This is a genomic window from Psychrobacillus sp. FSL K6-4615 (assembly GCF_038008225.1).
Lineage (GTDB): Bacteria > Bacillota > Bacilli > Bacillales_A > Planococcaceae > Psychrobacillus > Psychrobacillus psychrotolerans.
Map to the genome: position 1 here is coordinate 56,432 of NZ_JBBOYQ010000001.1, position 23,641 is coordinate 80,072.

General features: G+C 37.3%; 21 protein-coding genes and 2 tRNA genes. 21 read left to right on the top strand and 2 right to left on the bottom strand.

The window, feature by feature from the left end:
• Positions 1–9: 9 nt before the first annotated feature.
• The 14 genes from MKX53_RS00270 to MKX53_RS00330 all read left to right on the top strand — a co-directional run bounded on the left by MKX53_RS00270 (position 10) and on the right by MKX53_RS00330 (position 13,630).
• Positions 10–612 (top strand): 50S ribosomal protein L25/general stress protein Ctc, encoded by a 603-nt coding sequence (locus MKX53_RS00270; protein WP_340908254.1) that lies wholly within the window; start codon positions 10–12, stop codon positions 610–612.
• 87 nt (positions 613–699) lie between these two features.
• On the top strand, positions 700–1,263 hold the full coding sequence (gene pth, locus MKX53_RS00275; protein WP_340764317.1) for an aminoacyl-tRNA hydrolase: 564 nt from the start codon (positions 700–702) through the stop codon (positions 1,261–1,263).
• Between the two features lie 41 nt (positions 1,264–1,304).
• Positions 1,305–1,541 carry an anti-sigma-F factor Fin gene (locus MKX53_RS00280; RefSeq protein WP_340908256.1) on the top strand — a complete coding sequence of 79 codons (237 nt, stop codon included), beginning with the start codon at positions 1,305–1,307 and terminating at the stop codon, positions 1,539–1,541.
• A 59-nt stretch (positions 1,542–1,600) separates the two neighbouring features.
• Positions 1,601–5,134, top strand: coding sequence for a transcription-repair coupling factor (mfd, locus tag MKX53_RS00285; RefSeq protein ID WP_340908259.1), 3,534 nt, complete (start codon positions 1,601–1,603; stop codon positions 5,132–5,134).
• Positions 5,135–5,220: 86 nt separating this feature from the next.
• Complete coding sequence (gene spoVT, locus MKX53_RS00290; RefSeq protein WP_340764319.1) at positions 5,221–5,757, top strand: stage V sporulation protein T; 537 nt, start codon at positions 5,221–5,223, stop codon at positions 5,755–5,757.
• A gap of 79 nt (positions 5,758–5,836) precedes the next feature.
• A complete protein-coding gene (locus MKX53_RS00295) occupies positions 5,837–7,447 on the top strand; it encodes a putative polysaccharide biosynthesis protein (protein ID WP_340908262.1) in 1,611 nt (536 codons plus the stop codon).
• Between the two features lie 13 nt (positions 7,448–7,460).
• Positions 7,461–8,921 (top strand): nucleoside triphosphate pyrophosphohydrolase, encoded by a 1,461-nt coding sequence (gene mazG / locus MKX53_RS00300; RefSeq protein WP_340908264.1) that lies wholly within the window; start codon positions 7,461–7,463, stop codon positions 8,919–8,921.
• Positions 8,922–8,925: 4 nt separating this feature from the next.
• Positions 8,926–9,216: an RNA-binding S4 domain-containing protein gene (locus MKX53_RS00305; protein WP_093538643.1), complete on the top strand. Its 291-nt coding sequence runs from the start codon at positions 8,926–8,928 to the stop codon at positions 9,214–9,216.
• A 777-nt stretch (positions 9,217–9,993) separates the two neighbouring features.
• Positions 9,994–10,296 carry a sporulation protein YabP gene (gene yabP / locus MKX53_RS00310; RefSeq protein WP_093538644.1) on the top strand — a complete coding sequence of 101 codons (303 nt, stop codon included), beginning with the start codon at positions 9,994–9,996 and terminating at the stop codon, positions 10,294–10,296.
• On the top strand, positions 10,293–10,796 hold the full coding sequence (gene yabQ / locus MKX53_RS19665; protein WP_350474192.1) for a spore cortex biosynthesis protein YabQ: 504 nt from the start codon (positions 10,293–10,295) through the stop codon (positions 10,794–10,796). The genes yabP and yabQ overlap by 4 nt, the downstream gene beginning before the upstream one ends.
• 19 nt (positions 10,797–10,815) lie before the next feature.
• The gene (locus tag MKX53_RS00315; RefSeq protein ID WP_093538646.1) at positions 10,816–11,211 is read left to right on the top strand and encodes an FtsB family cell division protein; all 396 of its coding nucleotides are present in this window, start codon (positions 10,816–10,818) and stop codon (positions 11,209–11,211) included.
• Between the two features lie 139 nt (positions 11,212–11,350).
• Positions 11,351–11,785: a S1 domain-containing RNA-binding protein gene (locus tag MKX53_RS00320; RefSeq protein ID WP_093496479.1), complete on the top strand. Its 435-nt coding sequence runs from the start codon at positions 11,351–11,353 to the stop codon at positions 11,783–11,785.
• 163 nt (positions 11,786–11,948) lie between these two features.
• Positions 11,949–13,154, top strand: coding sequence for an EAL-associated domain-containing protein (locus MKX53_RS00325; RefSeq protein ID WP_340908266.1), 1,206 nt, complete (start codon positions 11,949–11,951; stop codon positions 13,152–13,154).
• 26 nt (positions 13,155–13,180) lie between these two features.
• Positions 13,181–13,630 (top strand): DinB family protein, encoded by a 450-nt coding sequence (locus MKX53_RS00330; protein WP_340908268.1) that lies wholly within the window; start codon positions 13,181–13,183, stop codon positions 13,628–13,630.
• Between the two features lie 113 nt (positions 13,631–13,743).
• Here the strand turns inward: MKX53_RS00330 and MKX53_RS00335 are convergent.
• Both MKX53_RS00335 and MKX53_RS00340 read right to left on the bottom strand, forming a co-directional pair.
• Positions 13,744–13,815, bottom strand: a tRNA-Glu gene (locus MKX53_RS00335).
• A gap of 8 nt (positions 13,816–13,823) precedes the next feature.
• A tRNA-Met gene (locus MKX53_RS00340) sits at positions 13,824–13,897 on the bottom strand.
• A gap of 226 nt (positions 13,898–14,123) precedes the next feature.
• On the opposite strand from MKX53_RS00340, the gene MKX53_RS00345 reads away from it, so the two are divergent.
• From MKX53_RS00345 to MKX53_RS00375, 7 genes are all read left to right on the top strand, one after another.
• On the top strand, positions 14,124–16,496 hold the full coding sequence (locus MKX53_RS00345; protein ID WP_340908269.1) for a SpoIIE family protein phosphatase: 2,373 nt from the start codon (positions 14,124–14,126) through the stop codon (positions 16,494–16,496).
• 378 nt (positions 16,497–16,874) lie between these two features.
• Positions 16,875–18,266, top strand: a complete 1,392-nt coding sequence (tilS, locus tag MKX53_RS00350; protein ID WP_340908271.1) for a tRNA lysidine(34) synthetase TilS — start codon at positions 16,875–16,877, stop codon at positions 18,264–18,266.
• Between the two features lie 19 nt (positions 18,267–18,285).
• On the top strand, positions 18,286–18,828 hold the full coding sequence (hpt, locus tag MKX53_RS00355) for a hypoxanthine phosphoribosyltransferase (protein WP_093538651.1): 543 nt from the start codon (positions 18,286–18,288) through the stop codon (positions 18,826–18,828).
• Positions 18,829–18,925: 97 nt separating this feature from the next.
• Positions 18,926–20,926 carry an ATP-dependent zinc metalloprotease FtsH gene (gene ftsH / locus MKX53_RS00360; protein WP_340761088.1) on the top strand — a complete coding sequence of 667 codons (2,001 nt, stop codon included), beginning with the start codon at positions 18,926–18,928 and terminating at the stop codon, positions 20,924–20,926.
• A 114-nt stretch (positions 20,927–21,040) separates the two neighbouring features.
• Positions 21,041–21,823, top strand: coding sequence for a type III pantothenate kinase (locus tag MKX53_RS00365; RefSeq protein WP_340908272.1), 783 nt, complete (start codon positions 21,041–21,043; stop codon positions 21,821–21,823).
• Positions 21,824–22,705 carry an Hsp33 family molecular chaperone HslO gene (gene hslO, locus MKX53_RS00370; protein WP_093538654.1) on the top strand — a complete coding sequence of 294 codons (882 nt, stop codon included), beginning with the start codon at positions 21,824–21,826 and terminating at the stop codon, positions 22,703–22,705.
• The gene (locus MKX53_RS00375) at positions 22,689–23,609 is read left to right on the top strand and encodes a peptidyl-prolyl cis-trans isomerase (protein WP_340908274.1); all 921 of its coding nucleotides are present in this window, start codon (positions 22,689–22,691) and stop codon (positions 23,607–23,609) included. The genes hslO and MKX53_RS00375 overlap by 17 nt, the downstream gene beginning before the upstream one ends.
• Positions 23,610–23,641 lie beyond the last annotated feature (32 nt).

Consider the following 23,641-nt stretch of genomic DNA (forward strand, 5'->3'; position numbering starts at 1 on the left):
AAGAATATTATGAGTACAGTAGTGAAAACACAAAAACGAGATAAAAAAGAAAATGCAAAACTTCGAAATAGTGGGTTTATACCTGCAATAGTATACGGTTATGAAGTGGAATCTCAGTCTATCGCTGTTAGTGAAAAGGACTTTACAAAAACACTTCGTGAAGTTGGTCGTAATGGTGTCATGAAATTAGACATTGATGGTAAATCAGTAAACGTTGTATTGAGTGACTATCAGACGAATATTCTAAAAGGACAAATGATACATGCCGACTTTTTAGCGATCAACATGAAAGAAGAGTTAGAAGTAAATGTTGCAGTTAATGTTACTGGAACTTCCGTTGGTGTTTCTGAAGGTGGTATGCTTCAACAGCCAAATCGCGAACTTACAGTTACAGTGAAACCTTCAGATATTCCAGATAGTATTGATATAGATGTATCTGGAATGGCTATCGGAGATACATTGACCGTAGCAGATATTAGAGAAAAAGTGGATTATCCAATTACAAACGAAGATGACTATACATTGGTTACAGTATCGGCACCTCGAGTAGAAGAGGAAACAGAGGATACTGAGGAAGAGCCAGAAACACCACCAACAACAACAGAAGAATAATAAAACAAAAGAGGTTGTCTTTAGGCAACCTCTTTTGTTTTATATATGGTAAAATTAATTAAAACTTGTAATAAGGGAATGGAACGAATGAAAATTATCGTTGGTCTTGGAAATCCAGGGAAACAATATGAGGCTACGCGTCACAATATTGGTTTCCATGTAATCGATGAACTTTCTAAGAGATTAGATATACCACTTACACAGTCTAAATTTAATGGGATGTACGGTATTGGGCATGTTGGTACTGAAAAAATTATGCTTTTAAAACCATTAACGTATATGAATCTATCTGGCGAATGTATTGTACCAATGATGGATTACTATGAAGTAAATGATGATGAAATAGTTGTTATTTATGATGATTTAGACTTACAGGTAGGGAAATTACGACTTCGACAAAAAGGTAGTGCTGGTGGACACAATGGTATTAAGTCAATTATCCAACACTTAGGCTCACAAGAATTCAACCGCATTCGAATTGGTGTAGACCGCCCTAAAAATGGTATGAAAGTTCCGGACTATGTGTTATCAAATTTTAGTGAAGATGAAAAAATAGAAATGATACATGCTGTAAAGAATAGTGCAAATGCATGTGAAGATTGGGTAACGAAAAAATTTCTAGATGTAATGAATACATACAATGGTGCATAAAAAGTAAAGAAAAAGCCTATACTTCCTAAAAAGGAGGTTTTATGGCTATGCCAATTCGTTATAAATGTCGCCATTGTGAAACAGAAATTGGGCAGTTGCCATTCGATCACATAGATGACCAGTTTCTACAAAAACATGAGCTTACAAAAGAAGATCAACATATATACATTAAAAATGGAGCAGAGGGCGACTACACTGTGCAGTGTATTTGTGAAGAGTGCCAGGAGTCCCTTCAAAAATTCCCAAATTACTATGCGTTAAAAAAATGGATACAGTAGATGCTTTGGCACGAATTTCGTGCACAAAGCCTTTTTCTATTTAGATTGGAGGTATACAGATGGAACCTTTAAGTAACTTATTGATGGAAGACACACAAATACAAAAGCTAGTAAACGAATTAGAGAGTGGTAGAGACCAACAGTTATTAACCGGTCTTACTCCTAGTGCTAGAGCTGTCTTTACTAATATGCTTTATAACACAAGGCAGGGAGCTATACTAATCGTAACGCCTAACCTTTTGCATGCTCAAAAACTAACAGAGGATCTAGTAAAACTAATTGGGGAGGACCATGTACGTTTATATCCTGCGGATGAGTTAATTGCAGCTGATATATCTGTTGCCAGTCCAGAACTTCGTGCACAAAGACTAGAAGCAATAGATCATATGTTAACACATGATAAAGGTGTTTATATCGTTCCTATTGCGGGGTTAAAAAAACATATGCCCTCCAAAAAAGACTGGCAAGCTAGTAGCATATCGATTGTAGAAGGGGAAGAGATCAGTTTAGATTCCTTTTTACAAAGGCTTGTAAATATGGGGTATGTACGCCAGTCTATGGTGACAGCACCTGGAGAATTCGCTATACGCGGAGGAATAATCGATATTTATCCACTTTATCTAGAAAATCCTATTCGTATAGAACTATTTGATACAGAAGTGGATTCTATTCGGACCTTTTCTGCAGAAGACCAACGCTCGTTGGAAAAACGAAAAGATATACGAATTTTACCCGCTACAGAATTTGTGTTAACTGAAGAGAAAAAAATGCTGTTAGCAGAGAAATTAGAAGAGGCATTAGCCGAAAGTCTAGAAAAAGTTAAAATACCAGAAGTAAGGGATCTCTTCTACCAAAATATTCAGCAAGATATTGAGTTGTTAAAGCAAGGCGAACAACCGCAAGAGTATATGAAATATGTTTCCTTGCTGGAAGAGACTAGTAGTTTTTTAGGGAACTACTTTAACAAAAATGGAACCGTTTTATTTGATGAGCTTGGAAGAATTCAAGAAGTAACAGAGACTTTAGAAAGAGAGGAAAATGATTGGATTCTTTCATTATTAGAAGAAGGTAAAACTGTACACCGTGTAAAACCCTCTTTTAATCTAAAAGAAATCATCCAGATGTTTTCTAACGAAAAGCTATACTTTTCGTTATTCTCTCGTACTTTTTCAGGAATTTCGATTAAAAAGAATATTAGTTTCTCTTGTAAGCCAATGCAAAACTTCCATGGACAAATGCATTTATTGAAGAATGAAATCGAGCGATTTACGCAAGGAAAGTTCCGCTTGTTTATACTAGCGGATGGGAAAGATCGCATCCAAAAAATACATGAAGTGTTAGAAGATTATGAGATTCCCTCACAACTAGGTGCTTCAGCCAATGATATGATGTCACCTGGTATTTTTATCATAGAGGGAGATTTAGAAGCTGGTTTTGAACTTCCGTTACAAAGAATAGCTGTTATTACCGACTCTGAGTTGTTTAAACAAAAGCATAAGAAAAAAACGAGAGCTCAAAAGGTAACGAATGCGGAGCGTATAAAAAGTTACTCCGAGATAAAACCAGGAGATAACGTTGTACATATACATCATGGTATTGGGAAATATATTGGAATCGAAACATTGCATGTTAATGGAGTTCACAAAGATTATCTTCATATTCGTTATCGTGGAGAGGACAAATTATTTGTTCCTGTTGATCAAATAGATCTTATTCAAAAGTATGTGGCATCTGGTGAAAAAGATCCAAAACTTCATAAGCTAGGCGGAGCAGATTGGAAGAAGACCAAAACAAAGGTATCAGCAGCAGTTCAAGATATTGCGGATGAGTTAATAAAGCTTTATGCAAAACGGGAAGCAGAAGTAGGTTATGCATTTGAACCAGATAGCGATATGCAGCAGTCCTTTGAAGCAGCGTTTCCTTATGAGGAAACGGAGGATCAGCTTCGTACTATAATAGAAGTGAAAAAGGATATGGAAAAACCTAGACCAATGGATCGTCTAGTCTGTGGAGATGTAGGTTATGGAAAAACGGAAGTTGCCATCAGAGCAGCATTTAAAGCCGTCATGGAAGGTAAACAAGTAGCCTTTCTCTGCCCAACAACTATATTGGCCCAACAGCATTATGAGACTATGTTAGAACGTTTTCAAGATTTTCCGATTGAAGTTGGTCTACTAAGCCGCTTCCGCAACAAAAAACAACAAACTGAAACAATTAGTGGGTTGAAAAAAGGACTAGTAGATGTAGTGGTAGGTACGCATAGAATTCTATCCAAAGACGTGGAGTATCACGACCTAGGTCTTTTAGTTGTGGATGAGGAACAACGATTTGGAGTTAAACATAAAGAACGGATTAAACAAATGAAGACAAATGTAGATGTCATGACGTTAACAGCTACACCTATACCTCGTACATTACATATGTCGATGATTGGAGTACGTGATCTTTCTGTCATTGAAACTCCCCCTAAAAACCGTTTCCCGGTTCAAACCTATGTGATGGAGCAAAATAGTGGGCTAGTCCGTGAATCAATTGAAAGAGAACTTGCTCGCGGGGGACAGGCATTTTATCTATACAATCGAGTGGAAGATATTACGAGAAAAGTCGATGAAATACAAATGTTAGTTCCAACTGCAAGGGTAGGATTTGCACATGGACAAATGAGTGAAACGGAATTAGAGTCCGTTATCATTAGCTTTATAGAGGGAGAATACGATGTTTTAGTTACTACGACCATCATCGAAACAGGTATCGATATCCCAAATGTAAATACACTTATTATTCAAGACGCTGATAAAATGGGACTTTCCCAATTATATCAACTACGTGGTCGGGTAGGACGATCTAATCGTGTTGCTTATGCTTATTTAATGCATCAAAGAGATAAAGTTTTGACGGATGTCGCAGAAAAACGATTGCAGGCTGTAAAAGAATTTACAGAGCTTGGTTCTGGCTTTAAAATTGCAATGCGTGATCTATCTATTCGGGGTGCCGGAAACCTATTGGGCTCTCAACAGCATGGTTTTATTGACTCAGTTGGGTTTGACCTTTATACACAAATGTTAGAAGAAGCTATTGCGGAAAAACGTACTGGTATTAAAAAAGAAGATATACCAGATATGGAAATTGTCCTATCTACGGATGCTTATATATCCGATGAATATATTCCTGATGGATACCAAAAGATCCAAATGTATAAACGTGTTAAAGCAATGGAAAAAGAAGAGGAATATTTTGATCTCCTAGATGAATTCCAAGACCGGTTCGGGGATATACCTCTCGAAGCAGAAAAATTACTTCGTATAGCCCGTATGAAAATTTGGGGCATAGAAGTAGGAGTAGAGTCTATTAAGGAAGTAAACAAAATTATATCAATTTCTATAAGTGCAGAAGGAACAAGGGATATTAATGGAGCGAAACTGGTAGAAGAATCTATGAAGTATGGACGTGCGGTTGGTTTTAATATGGATAACGGTAGTTTAGTACTGACAATTGATGAACGTAAAACAGGTAAATTTAATCCATTTGATGTATTGGAAGAAATGATGAGACTTTTGCCTGAATCTAAAAAAGAAATAGCAGACGTTAAATAGGTCTTTGCATATTTTTGGCTAACATGATGCATACTATGGCAGAAATGAACTTTAGTTTCCAATCTGTCGAAAGTGAGGCATATTACATGAAAGCAACAGGCATCGTACGTCGTATTGATGATTTAGGTAGAGTAGTAATTCCCAAAGAGATACGTCGAACCCTTCGAATCCGAGAAGGAGATCCATTGGAAATTTTCACGGATAGAGAAGGAGAAATAATCTTAAAAAAATATTCACCTATTAGTGAGCTTGGAGATTTTGCGAAAGAATACGCGGAAACCTTATATGAAACTTTAGGTACTCCAGTATTAATATGTGACCGTGACGAAATGATTGCAGCAGCGGGACTCTCAAAGAAGGATTATTTGAATCGTAGGTTAAGTCCTGGGATTGAAGACATTATAGGTCTGCGCTCTATCGTAATGGAGAAACATGAAAACTCAGTTGAGTGGATTCCTGGAGTAGTTGAAACTGTAAAATCATATTGTATTGCCCCTATTATTGCTTCGGGGGATCCAATTGGAGCTGTACTCATTATTTCAAAAGTACATTTTATAGGCGAAGCTGAACTAAAAGCAATTGAAACTGCAGCAAACTTTTTGGCAAAACAAATGGAAAGTTAATAAAATCTTCCTCTTCTACAAAAGAGGAAGATTTTTTTTGGTATACTATTCCTATCGTATTATGGGAGTAGGATTGGTTATGAGTAATGACTGGAATATGAAAACTTATATGAAGGGTGCAGCTATGCTGACGATTGCTGCTATTATCGTCAAGTTACTAAGTGCGGTTTATCGGGTGCCTTTTCAAAATCTAGTAGGCGATGAAGGATTTTATATATACCAACAAGTGTATCCATTCATTGGCATTATCACTACTTGGACATCGTTTGGTTTCGCAGTTGCGTTGTCTAAAATACTATCGGATTATAAAGCGCTTGGAAAAGAGTATGCTATTCCAAGGATAAAAAAAATTACTTTTTATTATATAGGATTTATTTCTATTTTATTTTTTATTTTATTGTTTATGGGAGCTGGATTCTTAGCTGAAGCTATGGGTGATGCAAATCTTGCGCAGTTATTAAAAGCTGGTTCTTTCGTCATTTTACTAATGCCCATGCTTGCTGTATTAAAAGGGGATTTTCAATCGGATGGGCGCATGCAGCCAGTGGCTTATGCACAGGTGTTGGAACAGGCAGTGCGTGTTTTTGTCATATTATTTGGTACTTGGATTATCGTGTCTACAAGTTTTGATCTATATAAGGCGGGAAGTATGGCTATGTATGGTGCAGTGGCAGGTGAATTAGCTGGCGTCGTACTACTATCCTTTATTTATTGGAAATCGATGAAACATACAAAGACTGAAAAGGCTCAACAAAATGTACCTGTGTGGCCAATTATAAAGAACTTAACGCTACTGAGCTTAAGTGCTAGTATAAGTGCACTATTATTCTTACTGTTTCAGCTAGTCGATTCGTTTACAGTCTTTCAAGTCCTGATGGAAAGTGGTATGGAAAGACAACAGGCAATGGAGAAAAAAGGCGTCTATGACCGAGGACAACCACTTGTCCAATTAGGTATTGTCATAGCGTCTACGCTTTCTTTAGCAATCGTTCCTCTGGTAGCGCACCGGATGGGTAAAAACTCGGGAAGAACAGCAGTGCCTTTCATGCAACTAACATACCGAGTAGCATTTACTTTTGGAATTGCGGCAGCTCTAGGGCTAATTGTTGTACTTCCATATGTAAACGAGATGCTATTTCAAACAAAAGAGGAATCTATGACGTTAATGGTTTTTTCTTTTCAAATTGTATGGATGTCTTTAATACTAACATTAATGGCAATGTTACAGGGCAGTGGAATGGTGAAGATACCTACGTTTTTCTTGCTGCTTGGAGTTTTGTGTAAGTGGTTGTTAAATAGTTTACTGGTCCCCGCTTATGGAGTATTAGGAGCAGCTATCTCAGGTAATGTTAGTTTAGCGATTATCTATGTGTTGATGTGTTATTATTTTAAAAAGACTTGGAATATCCAATTTGCTCCTGCAGTTTTCTATAAAGGGATTACAAAAGCCTCCCTATTAATGATCGTTTGTGTTGTTGCTTATGTAGTATTGGCTGATGCCGTGTTATTTGATAATATTTCTAGTAGAATACAATCGGTTATCATTTCGTTAACTGCAGTTATGTTGGGTGCGGCAATTTTTTTAGTAAGTATAGCAAAAGATCGTGTGATAGCAGAGAAAGAGTGGTTTTTATTGCCATTTGGTAGACGAATGGCGACTTTTCAGCTTTGGTTAAATAAAGAAAAGTAAGGTTGTGAGTAATATGAATGAAATTACGATTATTGGTCTTGGAGCGGGTGACCTAGATCAGCTGCCATTAGGTATATATAAAAAGTTAAAAACAGCTGAGTACTTGTATGTTCGGACGGAGCAGCACCCAGTTTTAGAAGAGCTAAAAGCAGAAGGACTTTCCTTCACTAGTTTCGATACAGTGTACGAAAATAATGATCAATTCGAAGGTGTCTATGAAGAAATTGTAAAACGGCTTCTAGAATACGCACAAGAACAACCAGTTATATACGCAGTACCTGGACATCCATTAGTTGCCGAACAAACAGTTCAGCTCTTAATTGAAGCGGAAAAACAAGGGGAAGTTAAAATCCGTATAGAAGGTGGACAAAGTTTTCTAGACCCCATTTTTGGCGCTTTACGGATTGATCCCATTGAAGGGTTTCAATTACTAGACGGAACAAGCTTTAAGCGTGATGAAGTTCAAATGAATGCACATGTGCTAATTGGACAAGTATATGATGCATTTAGTGCTTCCGAAGTAAAACTAACTCTAATGGAAAAGTATCCTGACGACTATGAGGTAACGATTGTAACTGCTGCAGGGTCTGCTACAGAAAGTTTAACGAAGGTCCCGTTATTTGAACTGGACCGAGTGATGAAGTTAGATAATCTTACTACATTATACGTTCCGCCAATCTATAAAAAAGAAGATCGCTTAAAAGAGTGGCAAACACTTCGTCAAATTGTTTCTGAACTAAGGGGTCCTAACGGGTGTCCGTGGGATAAGGAACAAACACATACAACCTTAAAGAAATACGCTGTAGAAGAGGTGTATGAGCTTCTACAGGCGATTGACGAGGAAGACGATGATCATATTGTAGAAGAATTAGGCGACGTTCTGTTACAAGTGTTTTTACATGCACAAATAGGAGAAGATAACGGATATTTTAGTATGGAAGACGTATTAAATGCTATTTCTGACAAAATGATTCGTAGACACCCTCATGTATTTGGTGAAGTAGCAGTAGATAGCACGGAAGACGTTCTCCGTAATTGGCAACAAATAAAGGCAGAAGAAAAAAGAGATTCTGGTGATTCTTTATTAGAAGGAGAAATGCGAGCGGATTCTTCCTTGCTTACTTCTTTTAATTATCAAAGGAAAGTTGCGAAGGTTGGTTTTGACTGGCCAGACGTTTCAGGGGCTTGGGAAAAGTTTGAGGAAGAGCTCGGCGAATGGAAGAAAGAATTAGCGGAGGGTACAAAAGATTCGCAAGTAGATGAATTAGGTGATTTGCTATTTACTATTGTAAATTTAGCGCGTTTTTATAGTTTATCTCCCGAGCAGGCAATGATTCAGGCTAATAAAAAGTTTAAAAGCAGATTCCAATTTATAGAGAGAAGTGTGAAGAGTGGAAAAGGAGACTTTTCTCACTATACTTTAGAAGAGTTAGATATCTTTTGGAAAGAAGCTAAAAAAGTAGAAGGGCAGTGACGAAATGAGATTAGATAAATACTTAAAGGTTTCCAGACTTATCAAGCGTAGAACATTAGCGAAAGAAGTAGCGGACCAAGGTAGAATAACGATTAATGGCAAAGTAGCAAAAGCAAGCGCAGATGTAAAAGCTGGGGATGAATTGTCCATTAGATTTGGTCAAAAAGTAGTAACTGCAACGGTAGATGCGGTTAGAGATTCTGCGAAAAAAGAAGAGGCATCATTGATGTTTACAATTATAAAAGAAGAGAGATTAGAAAAAGTAGATCCAGAATTTATTGATGATGAAGATTAGTTAGATATTTTACGTCTAAACCTGTTTCTGTAGTATTCGAATGGCTTTGGACTGGCGGGTCGCTACATTATTACCGAGTGAATCTTTAAAGAGGTGGTTGTGACAGAAGTCACATCATGCCTCTTTTTCTATTGATAATTTTATGGCGTTTGTCTGTCCGCCGTCCTTCTATAACTCTTAGAAACAGGTTAGTGCATTTTGAGATAACTAGAGATATAATACTTTCCTACTTAAAGAGGAAACTCACGAAGATACAATTTCGTGAGCTACTTCTCTTCTCTATGGGCTATACACTTACTATTTCTCTAGATTTCCACTAGATAATAGAAAATCTACTTTCTTCATCCTTCATGATAAAATGTATTCCTAATTCAACAGACGGTTATTTATTATAATTGCTTTGGTTACTCTTCTCATCTAAGCGATAGGCTATGCTCTATCTTATAGTAATGTACTACTCACATAAATGATTGTAGTGAAAGGTGGCGACTCCGACGGTGATAGCTCATCGCTCACCCCTCGGAGGCCAACAGGATGTTGGTCACGAAGGCGTTGCCACACGAGTGGCGCTCTTAGCCTTTGAACTCCACCTGTAACGGAAATCAGTAGTAGTATTATTATTCCATAGATCTAATTCTTTAGTATTCAGGTACTCTAGAATCTAGAGAAGTACCAAATAGAAATTAAATAGTTTCTTGTGAAAAAAAGCATGGTAGTTTGTCATGCTTTTTTTTTTGGAGCATACAATAAAATAGGACAAGAGAGGAGAGAGTATATATGCAATATCAAGCAGAAAATCAAACAATTACTATTCCATCGGGGGACCATTTGATTTCGCTTAGAAATCGTAAGCGCATGGACTTAACGTCTGTAAAATCTATTGAAAAATTTGATCAACAAGAATTTTATGTGAGAACTTCTCAAGGTATACTTCACATCAAAGGAGAAGACTTAAAAATTGTCCATCTTGATGTTGATAAAGGATTATTAACTTTGGAAGGAATCGTTCGGGCAATGCAATATGATGATGAGCAAAGTTTAGACGGAGCTAGAGGATTACTTCATAAATTATTCGGATGACACTCTCATTACAATTCTTTAGTCTATTACTAATGGTCTGTAGTGGGGTATTGGTAGGGGCAATAATCGAAGGAACGCGCTTTATAACGGAAAGTTTCCCGAGGCGTTCCTACGTTTATAAATATCGTGTAGTGCTGGAGGTATTTGTTTGGATCGCACTGGGTTTAGGCTCATTTTATATACTTTTTGATGTGCGGGATGGCGTATGGAGAATTTACGACCCATTGGCACAAATAGTAGGTATTCTCTTATACGATCAATTATTTCAGCCAGTGTTTCGTTTAACAGGTAGAATTATCTTGCGTTTGATCATCCAACCAATTTGGTGGATAATTCATTTCATTTGGATAGTTATTAATAAAGTTATTCATCTTATTTGGATGCTCATCTCCTTCATCTTAAAACCATTTCAATATATATTTCGAAAAACGTGGCATTTGGCCCTTCAGAAAAAGCCAAACTTCCGTTATAATAGAAAGTACACAAAAAAATTGAAATAGTTTGATAGGAGAGAGCAAAATGGGAGAGAAGCAAAGAAACATACCTACACGGAAACAAATTGCATCGATTAATACTGATTATGTTCGCTCTATCGAACGCCAAGAAAATCGGATCAAAGCAAAAAAGGTTCGTTTAGCTAGACGATTAGTATTATTTACAATTTTATCTTTTGCTTTAGTTGGATTATTAGTATCTACCCTATTGAATAGCAAAAGTGCATATGAAGAAAAACAATTACAAAAAGAGCAAGTGGCTCAGGAGTTGGAACAAGTTAAGGAAGAGCAAGAAATTCTTAAAGTGCAAATTTCAAAACTTAACGATGATGAGTACATTGGCAAACTATTAAGAAAGCAATATTTCCTTTCTGAGGAGGGTGAAATAATATTCACTTTGCCTGGAAAAGAAGAAAAATAACTTTTAAAAAACAAAAGCAAAAGAGTAGTCTTATTGACACTCTTTTTTTGTTAGCTATAATAAAGGTAGGGATTTGTACGGAAAAGCGTATAAGTTCGAAAAAAGAGTCGCTTAAATTTTAAGGAGGAGCATTTTTTTTATGTCAATTGAAGTAGGCAGCAAGGTAGAAGGTAAAGTAACAGGAATCACAAATTTCGGAGCATTCGTCGAACTACCAGGAGGCTCAACAGGTCTTGTTCACATTAGTGAAGTGGCGGACAATTATGTAAAAGATATTAATGAGCATCTGAAGGTTGGAGATGTGGTTGAAGTTAAAGTGATGAATGTTGAAGCGGATGGCAAAATCGGATTATCTATTCGAAAAGCAAAGCCTCAAGCGGAAAGACCAGAGAGACCCGAACGTCCTCAACGTCCACGTGGTGGTAATAATCGTCCAAATGATCGCGATCGTCCAATGAAAGAGAATTTTGAGCAAAAAATGACTAGATTCTTGAAGGATAGCGAAGATCGTTTGTCTACGTTGAAGCGCGCGACAGAATCTAAGCGCGGTGGCAGAGGCGCTAAAAGAGGATAATTTGCTGTCTGTTTTATAGGTAGAAAAAATGTCATATAGATGAAAAGGTGTTGGGCTATGCTAACACCTTTTTTTTGTACACAAAATAGAAGATTAAGCATATCCTTAAAGTAAGGTAACATTAAAAACATAGATATGTTTGAACTTTCAAGGAGGTTATTAGATGGATGCAATGGATGTACTAACGAATATAGAACATGTTAAAGCATATTATCAACCAATTTTTAGTGCGGACGAACATATTGTAATTGCGTATGAAGTATTAGGAAAGTTAGTCAACAAAGAGCGGCTTATAAATTTAAATACCTTTGCATATGATGAGGATATTCCGGTAGAGTATCGATTAGAAGTTGAACGTAAAATATTGCGCTTAGCTCTATCAGAGTTAATGGAAAAGACTAATGACTATGATATATACTTGCCGTGCAACGCGAATTTACTAATACTAGACTATGGAGAGAGTTACTTAGATATTATTAATGAGTTTGTCTCAGAAGACTCCCTTTCAAGAATTGTACTAGTCCTTTCAGAACATGATTATAAAGGTGATTTTGGTAAACTTAGTAATATACTGAAATATTACCGTACTTACGGTATAAAGATAGCTATAAATCAGGTAGGTTCGGAAAGTCATATAGATTATATAAAAATGTTGTCACCAAATATATTAAAAGTAAATATAGAAAAATTGAGTTATGAGTCTTGGAGTGCGCAAAATGACTTATTTACATCCTTAGGATCGCTTGCTCGGAAGATAGGGGCTAATATGCTGTTTGAAGGGATCGATAGTGTACACCAACTTCAATTTGCTTGGAAAAATGGCGGACGATATTATCAGGGGAAATATCTAGCAACAGCTCAAGCAGATACAGTTTCAAGAGAATTGTTAAAAGATCATTTTAAAGAAAAGTTTCAGCAATTTATAACAACAGAAAAGCGATTACTTGAAGAGAAATATAATGAATTAAAAAATTTGCAGAATATGTTAGAAACAGCAATTGGACATATAAATCCAACGAGTGACAATATAGAGCAGCTTTTATTACTTGCAGAAGAGTTAAATGATTGCTCATTCCGAATATATATTTGTAATGAAGATGGATTTCAACTATCCCCTAATATTATGCAAGTCGACAAAAATTGGACAGTGCAAGAGGATGCTGTCAACAAAAATTGGAGTTGGCGTCCATACTTCTTAAAAACAATAATAAAAATGCGTAATGACCAAAGTGGTGTATTTTCGGACATGTATAGCGACATTGAAACAGGAGAAATGATGCGTACATTCTCCATTCCACTTAACGATAGGGAATATTTGTTTATTGATATCTCATACGACTATTTATTTAAATATAATATTTTTAGGTAAACTCATAAATAATGGGGGCTAAGCTTGTGACGAAAGAGGAACTATTAAAATCTTATAATGAATATATCAATTGGCTGGATTCTTTATATATATTAGACGAAATAAGAGCAACTGCACCATATACGAATGGAAAATGGTCCCCAAATGAAATAGTGATGCATCTTGCAGAATGGGATCGATTTACTGTGGAACAGCGCCTACCAAATATGAAAGAAGGGGAAAGGTGTGAAGGGTATCCTGATTTTGAAGCATTTAACGCAAAGGCCGCAGCCCTTGCTCATGAACAAACATTTAAAGAAACCCTTTCTTATGCCAAAAAACAACGTCAAAAAATTATCGAAAAACTTCAGCAAATTGATGAAATAGATTGGAACAAAGTTTTTTATATTGGTAATAGTGAGTGTACTGTTCGTAGTTATTTCACAGACTTTTTGGAGCATGATGCGCACCATAGAAAACAAATCTCGGGTCTATGAAGGGTCTTGCATTTGTAAGGTTAAAAGGAATCTTTTTAAACAACTTCGACAAATTGCATACTTTTCAACATAAAAAAGCAGTTCCTAAAATTCTTAGGAACTGCTTTTTGAGATGACCCCTACGGGATTCGAACCCGTGTTACCGCCGTGAAAGGGCGGTGTCTTAACCGCTTGACCAAGGGGCCGTAAAATATGGCGGCCGAGGGGATCGAACCCCCGACCTCACGGGTATGAACCGTACGCTCTAGCCAGCTGAGCTAGGCCGCCGTTTTAACGAACAAATTATATATTACAAGCGTTTTGCCAAAGTGTCAATGCTTCTTTAAAAGAATTTTAAAAAGATTAAAAGAAAGTTTGTTTTAAATGTTTAAATTATTTAATTTATTAGCTGATGAAGTCGAAAAGTTATTTTAAGTTCACGTCAGAAACAGACATACTTTTTGTAGTAATACTAGGTATACTTCCATCAATAGTTGAATAGGAGGTATTCGCTTTGAAGGTTTACGAACAGGAACAAAAACGCGGTATATCGATAAGAAAGATTATGGAGGGTTTCAAAGCCAAGAGAGTAACGCTTTTCTTTTCTATCATTTTTCTACTTCTATCATTTTTTCTAGCACAAGTTGTATTGTTCGAGGCCTCGGTTCCATTTTTCCTTCCTCTTTGGGCACTGGTTAATCTGAGGTTTCAACGTTTCGTACCTTGGACAGTTGCAGGTGCTATTCTAGGAAGCATTACTCTCGGATTCGGACAAGTAATTATTCATGCTATGCAGGCCTTATTATTTCCGTTTTATCAAAATCGATTTATTAGGAAGATCCCACTACCTTTATATGTGCTAATAGATGTCGTATGTATACAAATTGTGTGGCAGTTCGTTTCTTATGGGGGAGAGATTCCAGTTTCAATCTGGCTAGCCATTGGATATGAAGGCATACTAAGTCTATTTATGACCATATTTTTGTTTCAGTTATTTCTTCCCTTTCCGGACCTATTGCACAAAAGGTGGACAGGAGAAAGAATGGGTGCTGCATTACTTATAGGAGCACTTGTCTTGACTGGAATGTCTTCGTATATATTTGGTTACGTATCAATTCCGTTAATGGCGGCTCATTTGGTCATAGCGGTATCAGCGGCAATCGGAGGAGTCCAACTGGCAACGGTAGTAGCCGTACTTTCTGGAACAATATTAAGTATTTCGAAGCTTAGCTTTAGCGGTATGATTGCTGTCTACGCGGTAACTGGCTTCTTGGCAGGACTTCATAAGCCTTTTGGGAGACTGTGGCAAGCGTTTAGTATGCTCGGTGCTACATTTTTCTTTATATTATATGATCGCACCTTACCTTTAGATTCTGTGTATATAGGATCACTTGTCATTGCCTCTCTATTATTCTTTATGGTTCCTTCTGCGTGGATTAAGCAATTGAAAGATCAATTGTATCCTGATACAACAAGTGTTCTTTTAAGAAGACAAAAGTGGATGACAGAAAAAGTAAATCATCAGCTCCAAGAGTTTCAGCATTTTGTCGACTTTATCACTCGGTTTATATCGGAGAAATTTGATTCGAAGGCGCTGAGAAAGGATGAAAAAACAGTGCCACTCCCAATTTGTCGTTCATGCTTTCAATATGAAAAATGTTGGGGAGAAAAATCCAATGGTATGCCTGTATTGATAAAGGAATGGGAAGACCAACCTAAAAAGTCTAGAATGCAAACAGAGAATCGTATTCAATATAAATGCGTAAAACCAATACAAGTGATGCATGAGCTGAAGGAAAAAGAAGCTAAACAACAGCTCACGTATGAATTACAGCATGGAAAGAAGATGTTTGCGCTCAAATTGAAAGACATGGGCAATCACATGAGTGGGTTGATGAGCAATTTAGAAAATAATATAACTATGTATTCTTCTCATGAAGAAGTGATTAAAGAAAAGTTCCAACAAGCAAATATTCCCTTCTTCCAAATAGACGTGTTGAATATTGAGATAGGACAAATGGAGATTGTTTGTTGTTTACCAATTGAAGCAAGAGCAAAAATGGTAGGGGAACGTTTAATTGTTCCATTATTATATGACCTGTTGAACGAACCGTTTGAAATTACAGCTATGAAAGAAATCCATCACCCATACGAGCATATTCAATTAACTTGCAAATCGTCTGTTCGTTTTCAACTTACACATGATGTGTATACATCATCAAGTAAAAACACCATCTATTCGGGGGATGCTCATGCAGTATTCCCATTGCATCCAGGATTGATGGCAGTTATTTTATCAGATGGAATGGGGAATGATGTAGAGGCGCATAGAGAAAGTAGACGTGTCATGCAGTTCATGAGGGAGTGTTTAAATAAAAAAATGGACCCAGAAACAACCATGCATACACTGCACTACATGATGAGTCTACAAAACGACAATGATAGCTATGCAACTGTAGACCTTGCATTGATAGATCTGCAAAAAGGAGAATTGTGGTCTTGGAAGGCCGGAAGTATGTCGACATATCTAATTCGCGGAAATGAAATGAGAAAAATAGAAAGCAAACATGTCCCATTCGGATTCCTACCAACCTTCTCAATAGAAGCCAGAAAAATGGACATAAAAGACGGAGATGTATTGGTTATGCTATCAGACGGTGTATTCTCAGGAAACACGACTGTCGAGAAACAAGAGCAATATTATCAAAAAATACTACAAGACCCAACGATGAATGCAGAACGCTTTGTGAAAATGTTAGAACAAACTTACTCACTACCAGGAGACGACCGCACAGTTATTTTCATGCATGTAGAGCATGTAGTACCAGAATGGTCCCTATTCACACCGCGCCAAGCAGCCAAACACCAAGAAAGAATGGTACACTAATAGAAAAGCGAAAGGTGCCCGTAAGCCTCGACAAGCGCTGGAAGACAAACGGTAAAGGCGTACTTTGCCTTAACCGCTTGTCTGAAGCGACTCGAGAGGCTGGCACCTGTAGCTAGACAGAATAGAAAAGCGAAAGCGCCTATGTCTGCCCTGGCAGGCACTGGAAGAATTTCGTGGAAAGGCGACCTTGCCTTTCTCGAAATTCTGAAGTGACCCGAGGGGCAAGGCGCTGTAGCTAGACAGAATAGAAAAGCGAAAGCTCCTATAGGGAAGGGTAGTCTAGGATGCACATCGTGTCCTAGACTGCATAACCCTCATCGTGCGGACCCGTCAGGTCGGGTATTCACTAGGAGAGGGACCAATAATAGAGGTGGAAAAATGCATCCTTTCATTTTAAAAGTAAAAAAATATATAGATAAGTACCAGCTAATACAAAGGGGTGATCGTCTTCTTCTAGCTTGTTCTGGAGGAGCAGACTCGGTTGCTGCGGTTCTTACCTTTCATGAACTTAAGAAGTTATATAACTTACAGCTGGGTATTGTTCATACGGATCACCAGCTTCGAGGGGCAGAGTCGGCAGAAGATATGGACTTTGTTGAACAATTAGCTATTCGATTAGACATTTCTTTTTATGGTACTACACTGGAAGTGCCTTCTAGAGTCGAGGCAGAAGGTGGAAATGTTCAGGTGATATGTAGAGAAGAAAGGTATGCTTACTTTGATACTGTTATGAAACAAGAAAACTTTGATAAGCTAGTATTCGGTCACCATGCAGATGACCAGATAGAAACAATAATAATGTCATTGGTAAGAGGGACGTTGGCATCTTCTCTTACAGGAATACCGATAACAAGACTTTTTTCAAACGGTAGCATCATTCGTCCATTCCTATGTGTAACGAAGGAAGAGATTTTGAATTATGTTCAGTTCCAAAAACAAGCATTTAGACATGACCCCAGTAACGATAAACATACATATACAAGAAATCGTTTACGCCATACTGTTGTACCTCTTTTGCGTCAAGAAAATGTACATGTGGCCGATAGTATCCGGACGTTCGTAGAAAAACAACAACAAGATGACCACTTTTTACAGACACTTGCAAAAGAGAAGTTTGACCAGCTTGTGACAGTTAAAAGTAAATCGAGCTTTTTTATGGATTCAAAGCAGTTCAGGGGAATTCCAGTTGCTTTACAAAGAAGAGTGATTCTAATACTATTAAAGTATCTGTATGATAGCTCTAGTGCGCTATTAAATAATCGCTTAATTGAATCTATTTTAACTGCTTGTAATGAGCAGGATGGGAATACAGTGATTCATTTACCAAAAGATTTTTCCCTCATACGTCATTACAGTCAAATCCAGTTTTCCTCCACTCCCCTAAAGTCTCTACCAATTCAAAGTCAAATAATTGATGAAGACTGTTGGGTAGAAGTTGGCACTGGTTATTCGATATACTTGACTAGAAACTTAAACGAGCAGATTCCTTCCGATGAAAAGTGGTTTATCCAATTGGACAGTGATTCTTTACCTCTTTCTATACGAACGAAGATAGAAGGAGATCGAATACATTTAAAAGGGATGTCTACTCCAAAAAAAGTTTCACGATTGTTTATTGATGAAAAAATTTCGAGTGAAAAACGAGAGGGTTGGCCAATACTTATATCAGCTAAAAATGATATAATGGCTGTAATAGGTCTTCGTTGCGGGCAGCAACTTGAAAAGAATAGAACTACGCAAAATTTTGTATTATACGTGAAGAGATATTAAGCCATAGGAGGATTTAATGATGTTAGAAAAGGATATTTTAGAAGTTCTGTTATCTGAGGAACAAATCAATCAAAAAACACGTGAATTGGGAGCCTTATTAACTGAAGAGTACAAGGATCAATACCCACTAGCAATTGGAATTTTAAAAGGTGCAATGCCTTTCATGTCTGATTTGATGAAACGTGTGGATACATACATTGAAATGGATTATATGGATGTATCAAGTTATGGCAATGCAACAGTTTCTTCTGGAGAGGTTAAAATCGTAAAAGATTTGAACACAAGTGTGGAAGGAAGAGATATTTTAATAATCGAAGACATAATCGATAGCGGGATGACATTAAGTTACTTAGTGGACCTTTTCAAATATCGTAAAGCAAAATCGATTAAAATTGTTACTTTGTTAGACAAACCAACTGGTAGAAAAGTAGACTTAAAAGCAGACTTTGTAGGCTTTGAAGTTCCAGATGCATTTGTGGTTGGATACGGATTAGATTATGCAGAAAAGTATCGTAACTTACCATATGTAGGTGTATTGAAGAAAGAAGTTTACAGTTTTTAGTTTTAAGCCTAGTTAAAAGGCTTTTCATTGTACGTCCAAAAATTCGTATGATAAGATAATCATTAGTTTTTCTGTTTACCTTGTGAGGAGGCTGGGAATGAATCGAGCATTGCGCTACGCCATATTATACTTATTAATATTCTTTGTAATCGTTGGGATTTTTGCTACATTCAACACGAGCAATACGACTACTAAAAATATTAAGTTTAACGAGTTTATGACTTCTCTGGAAAAAGGAGAAGTAACAAGTGTTACATTACAACCTGAATCAGGTGTATATTACGCTGAAGGTGAAATGAAAGGCTATAAAAAAGGAGAAAAATATTTAGCGATTCTCCCATATAATAGCGAAGATTTACAAACAAAAATTTATACATTGGCAACATCCAATTCAGTGCCTGTGGAATATAAAGAAACTCCTAAAACAAGTGGTTGGGTTCAATTCTTCACTGGATTATTGCCGTTCTTAATTATTATCATTTTATTCTTCTTCTTATTAAGCCAATCACAAGGCGGTGGTAACCGTGTGATGAACTTCGGTAAGAGTAAAGCAAAGTTATACGATAATGATAAGAAAAAAGTTAGATTTAATGATGTTGCTGGTGCAGATGAAGAAAAAGCTGAACTAGTTGAAGTAGTAGATTTCTTAAAAGATCCACGCAAATTCGTGGAAATTGGAGCTCGTATACCTAAAGGGATTCTATTAGTAGGTCCTCCAGGTACTGGTAAAACATTACTTGCTCGTGCAGTTGCGGGTGAATCTGGCGTGCCGTTCTTCTCTATTAGTGGATCGGATTTCGTTGAAATGTTTGTTGGAGTAGGGGCTTCCCGAGTACGTGATTTGTTTGAAAATGCTAAGAAAAATGCACCATGTATTATCTTTATAGATGAGATTGATGCAGTAGGTCGTCAACGTGGAGCTGGACTTGGTGGAGGTCACGATGAACGTGAGCAAACACTAAACCAACTACTTGTTGAAATGGATGGTTTCGGTGCAAACGAAGGTATTATTATCATTGCTGCAACAAATAGACCAGACGTATTAGACCCAGCACTTCTTCGTCCAGGTCGTTTTGACCGTCAAATTACTGTAGGTCGTCCAGACGTTAAAGGTCGTGAGGCGGTACTTCAAGTACATGCTCGTAATAAGCCACTTGATGAATCAGTTGACTTAAAAGCGATTGCACAGCGTACACCAGGATTCTCTGGAGCAGACTTAGAAAACTTATTAAACGAAGCAGCTTTAGTAGCAGCTAGACGTGATAAGAAAAAAGTCGATATGCGAGATATAGATGAAGCGACTGACCGTGTTATTGCAGGTCCGGCAAAAGCTGGAAAAGTCATTTCTGAAAAAGAAAGAAATATTGTTGCATACCATGAAGCAGGGCATGTGGTTGTTGGTTTAACTTTAGATGATGCAGATATCGTTCATAAAGTAACAATCGTTCCTCGTGGTCAAGCAGGTGGATATGCAGTTATGCTTCCTAGAGAAGATCGTTATTTCATGACAAAACCGGAATTACTAGATAAGATTGCTGGTTTGCTTGGTGGTCGTGTAGCAGAGGATATTATTTTCGGTGAAGTTTCTACCGGAGCACATAATGACTTCCAACGCGCAACAGGTATTGCAAGAAAAATGGTTACAGAATATGGGATGAGTGACAAGCTTGGGCCAATGCAATTCGGTCAAGCACAAGGAGGCAACGTCTTCTTAGGTCGTGATTTTAACTCTGAACAAAACTATTCGGATGCAATTGCTTATGAAATAGATCAAGAAATGCAAATAATGATTAAAGATCAGTATACTCGTACGAAACAAATATTAACGGAAAAACGTGAATTATTAACATTAATCGCAAAAACGTTACTAGAGGTAGAAACACTAGATGCTGCTCAAATAATGCATTTACAAGAGCATGGTACCCTTCCTGAACGCTCATATGATGAGATAGATCAAAAAGCTGCTATTGAGCTGAAGAAAGAAGAAGTATCGGATGCAGTAGGTGCACCTGCGGATCCATCTATTAGTGATTTACCAAAAGAAGAGGGTTCACTAAGAGAAACAGAAAGCCCAGTTCAAGAAGAACGTAGAGATTAATAGATAAGAATAAGCTGATTGCCTCCTTATAACTCGAGGCAATCAGCTTTTTTCTTCGTATATATATATGGTATGATGTGTGGGAAACGCAACAAAAAGGTGAGGATAAGCTAGATGATACTTGTTTTAGATACAGGAAATACTAATATTGTGTTAGGGGTTTACGAAAACGATAAGCTGATACATCACTGGCGTATGGAGACAGATCGTTTAAAAACGGAAGATGAGTATGGAATGCAGGTGAAGGCATTATTTACTCATGCCGCCATTTCTTTTGATCAAATAGAAGGCATCATAATCTCTTCTGTTGTTCCACCTATTATGTTTTCCTTAGAAGCTATGTGTAAAAAATATTTTGGCATTAAGCCCATTGTGGTTGGTCCTGGAGTCAAAACGGGATTGAATATTAAATATGAAAATCCGCGTGAAGTCGGGGCCGATCGAATAGTAAATGCGGTAGCTGCTATTCATGAATACGGAAGTCCTCTAATCATTGTAGATTTTGGAACTGCTACGACCTATTGTTTTATCAATGAATCTGGAGAGTATATGGGTGGGGCCATTGCTCCGGGTATAGGTATCTCAACAGATGCCCTATTTAATAGAGCTAGTAAGCTTCCGCGTATAGAGTTGACAAGGCCTGAAAATGTCATTGGGAAAAATACAGTTGCTGCAATGCAAGCAGGAATCGTGTACGGTTATGTAGGGCAAGTGGAAGGTATCGTAAACCGTATGAAGCAAGTATCAAAGAAAACACCTAAAGTAATAGCTACAGGTGGTATGGCTTCCTTAATAGGGGACGAAACGACTATAATGGATGTTATTGATCCATTCTTAACGTTGAAAGGTTTATATTTAATATATCAACGAAATATTGATGAAAGAGGTAATAAATAGATGAGTGATTATTTAGTAAGAGCTATAGCGTTTGAAGGGAGTGTACGTGCCTTTGCGGTTCGTACAACTGACACAGTAGGAGAAGCACAAAGACGTCACGGGACTTGGCCAACCGCATCTGCTGCACTTGGAAGATCGATGACGGCTTCACTAATGATGGGTGCTATGTTAAAAGGTGAGGATAAAATAACGGTAAAAGTAGAAGGAAATGGTCCAATTGGTCCAATGATTATTGATAGTAATGCAAAAGGTGAAGTACGTGGTTATGTAACTAATCCTCAAACCCATTTCGATTTAAACGAACATGGTAAATTAGATGTTCGTCGTGCTGTAGGAACAGAAGGTACACTTACGATTGTAAAAGATTTGGGCATGCGAGACTTTTTTACAGGACAAGTTCCAATTGTATCGGGTGAACTTGGCGAAGACTTCACTTATTATTTTGCTGTTTCTGAACAAGTTCCTTCTTCTGTTGGACTTGGCGTTCTTGTAAATCCAGACAACACTATTCTGGCGGCTGGCGGATTTATAATACAATTACTACCTGGAACAGATGATGAAACGATTACAATTATTGAAGAGCATTTATCTAAAATGGAGCCTGTTTCTAAACTAATCGAAAGAGGTTTAACTCCAGAAGAAATACTATTTGAAATTCTTGGTAAAGATAATGTTCGGATTTTAGATTCTGCACCAGTTTCTTTTGATTGTAATTGCTCTAAAGAAAGATTCGGGAAGGCCATTTTCACACTAGGTGAAAAGGAAATTCGTGAAATGATCGAAGAAGACGGAGGGGCCGAAGCACACTGTCATTTCTGTATGGAGAAATACAATTATTCAGTAGATGAATTGGAGTCATTTATCGATGAAATTAACGCATGATAATAATGCCCCTACTAAAAAGCGCTTAAAAACTAAACCGGTATTAGTTGTTCTGAGTATCCTGTTGCTAGGTAATTTACTGTGGTTCATCGCATGGTTAATACCAAACGATACGACTAAATTTAATGATTCGGAAGAAGTTGCGTCCGTAGCGGGAAAAGTTATTACGAAAGAACAATGGATGGCTTCTATGGAGTCTATCTATGGTAAAGAAGTTTTGTTAGATATTGTGAATGCAGAAGTTATGGAAGCTGCGGCTAAAAAATATAAGATTAAAGTAACGGATGACGAAGTGGATTTAGAACTTGCTTTAATACGTTCAACGCAAGACGGCGTGTCCTTACAAACCAATGATGAAGACCTTGTTAGAAAGAGTATTCGTTCTCGCTTAATTCTAGAAAAAGTATTAGCCAAGGATATTGTCATTGAGGACGAGGCGATTAAAGCATTTTATGACAATAACAAAAATCTATACAATACTGCAACATCTTATCGAACAAGTGTCATTTATGTAAACACAGAGGCTGAAGCCGAAAAAGTTGCAAAAGAGTTAGAAAATGGTTCGTCTTTTGAAGGACTTGCTAGAGAACGATCTGCTGATCCAAGTTCGGCAAGTCTAGGTGGAGATATCGGGTATATTTCCGAAGGAAATGAATCGGTGGATAAAGTTTTAATTGATGCAATTCAGAAGACGAAAAAAGGTAAATGGAGTAAACCAATTACATTAGCGGATGGAAGATTCGCTGTAGCAATGGTGAAGAGTATATTCGAAGGTAAATCCTTTTCCTATCCTGATGTAAAAGGTCATATTCGCAGAGAACTGGCGCTTGATCAAATTCCGCAATCAGTTACACAAGAAGCTTTTTGGGAAGAGTTTGATGCAGATTGGGTTTATAGTGAGTAATTCATATGTTTAGAGACCATCTTTAATAATAA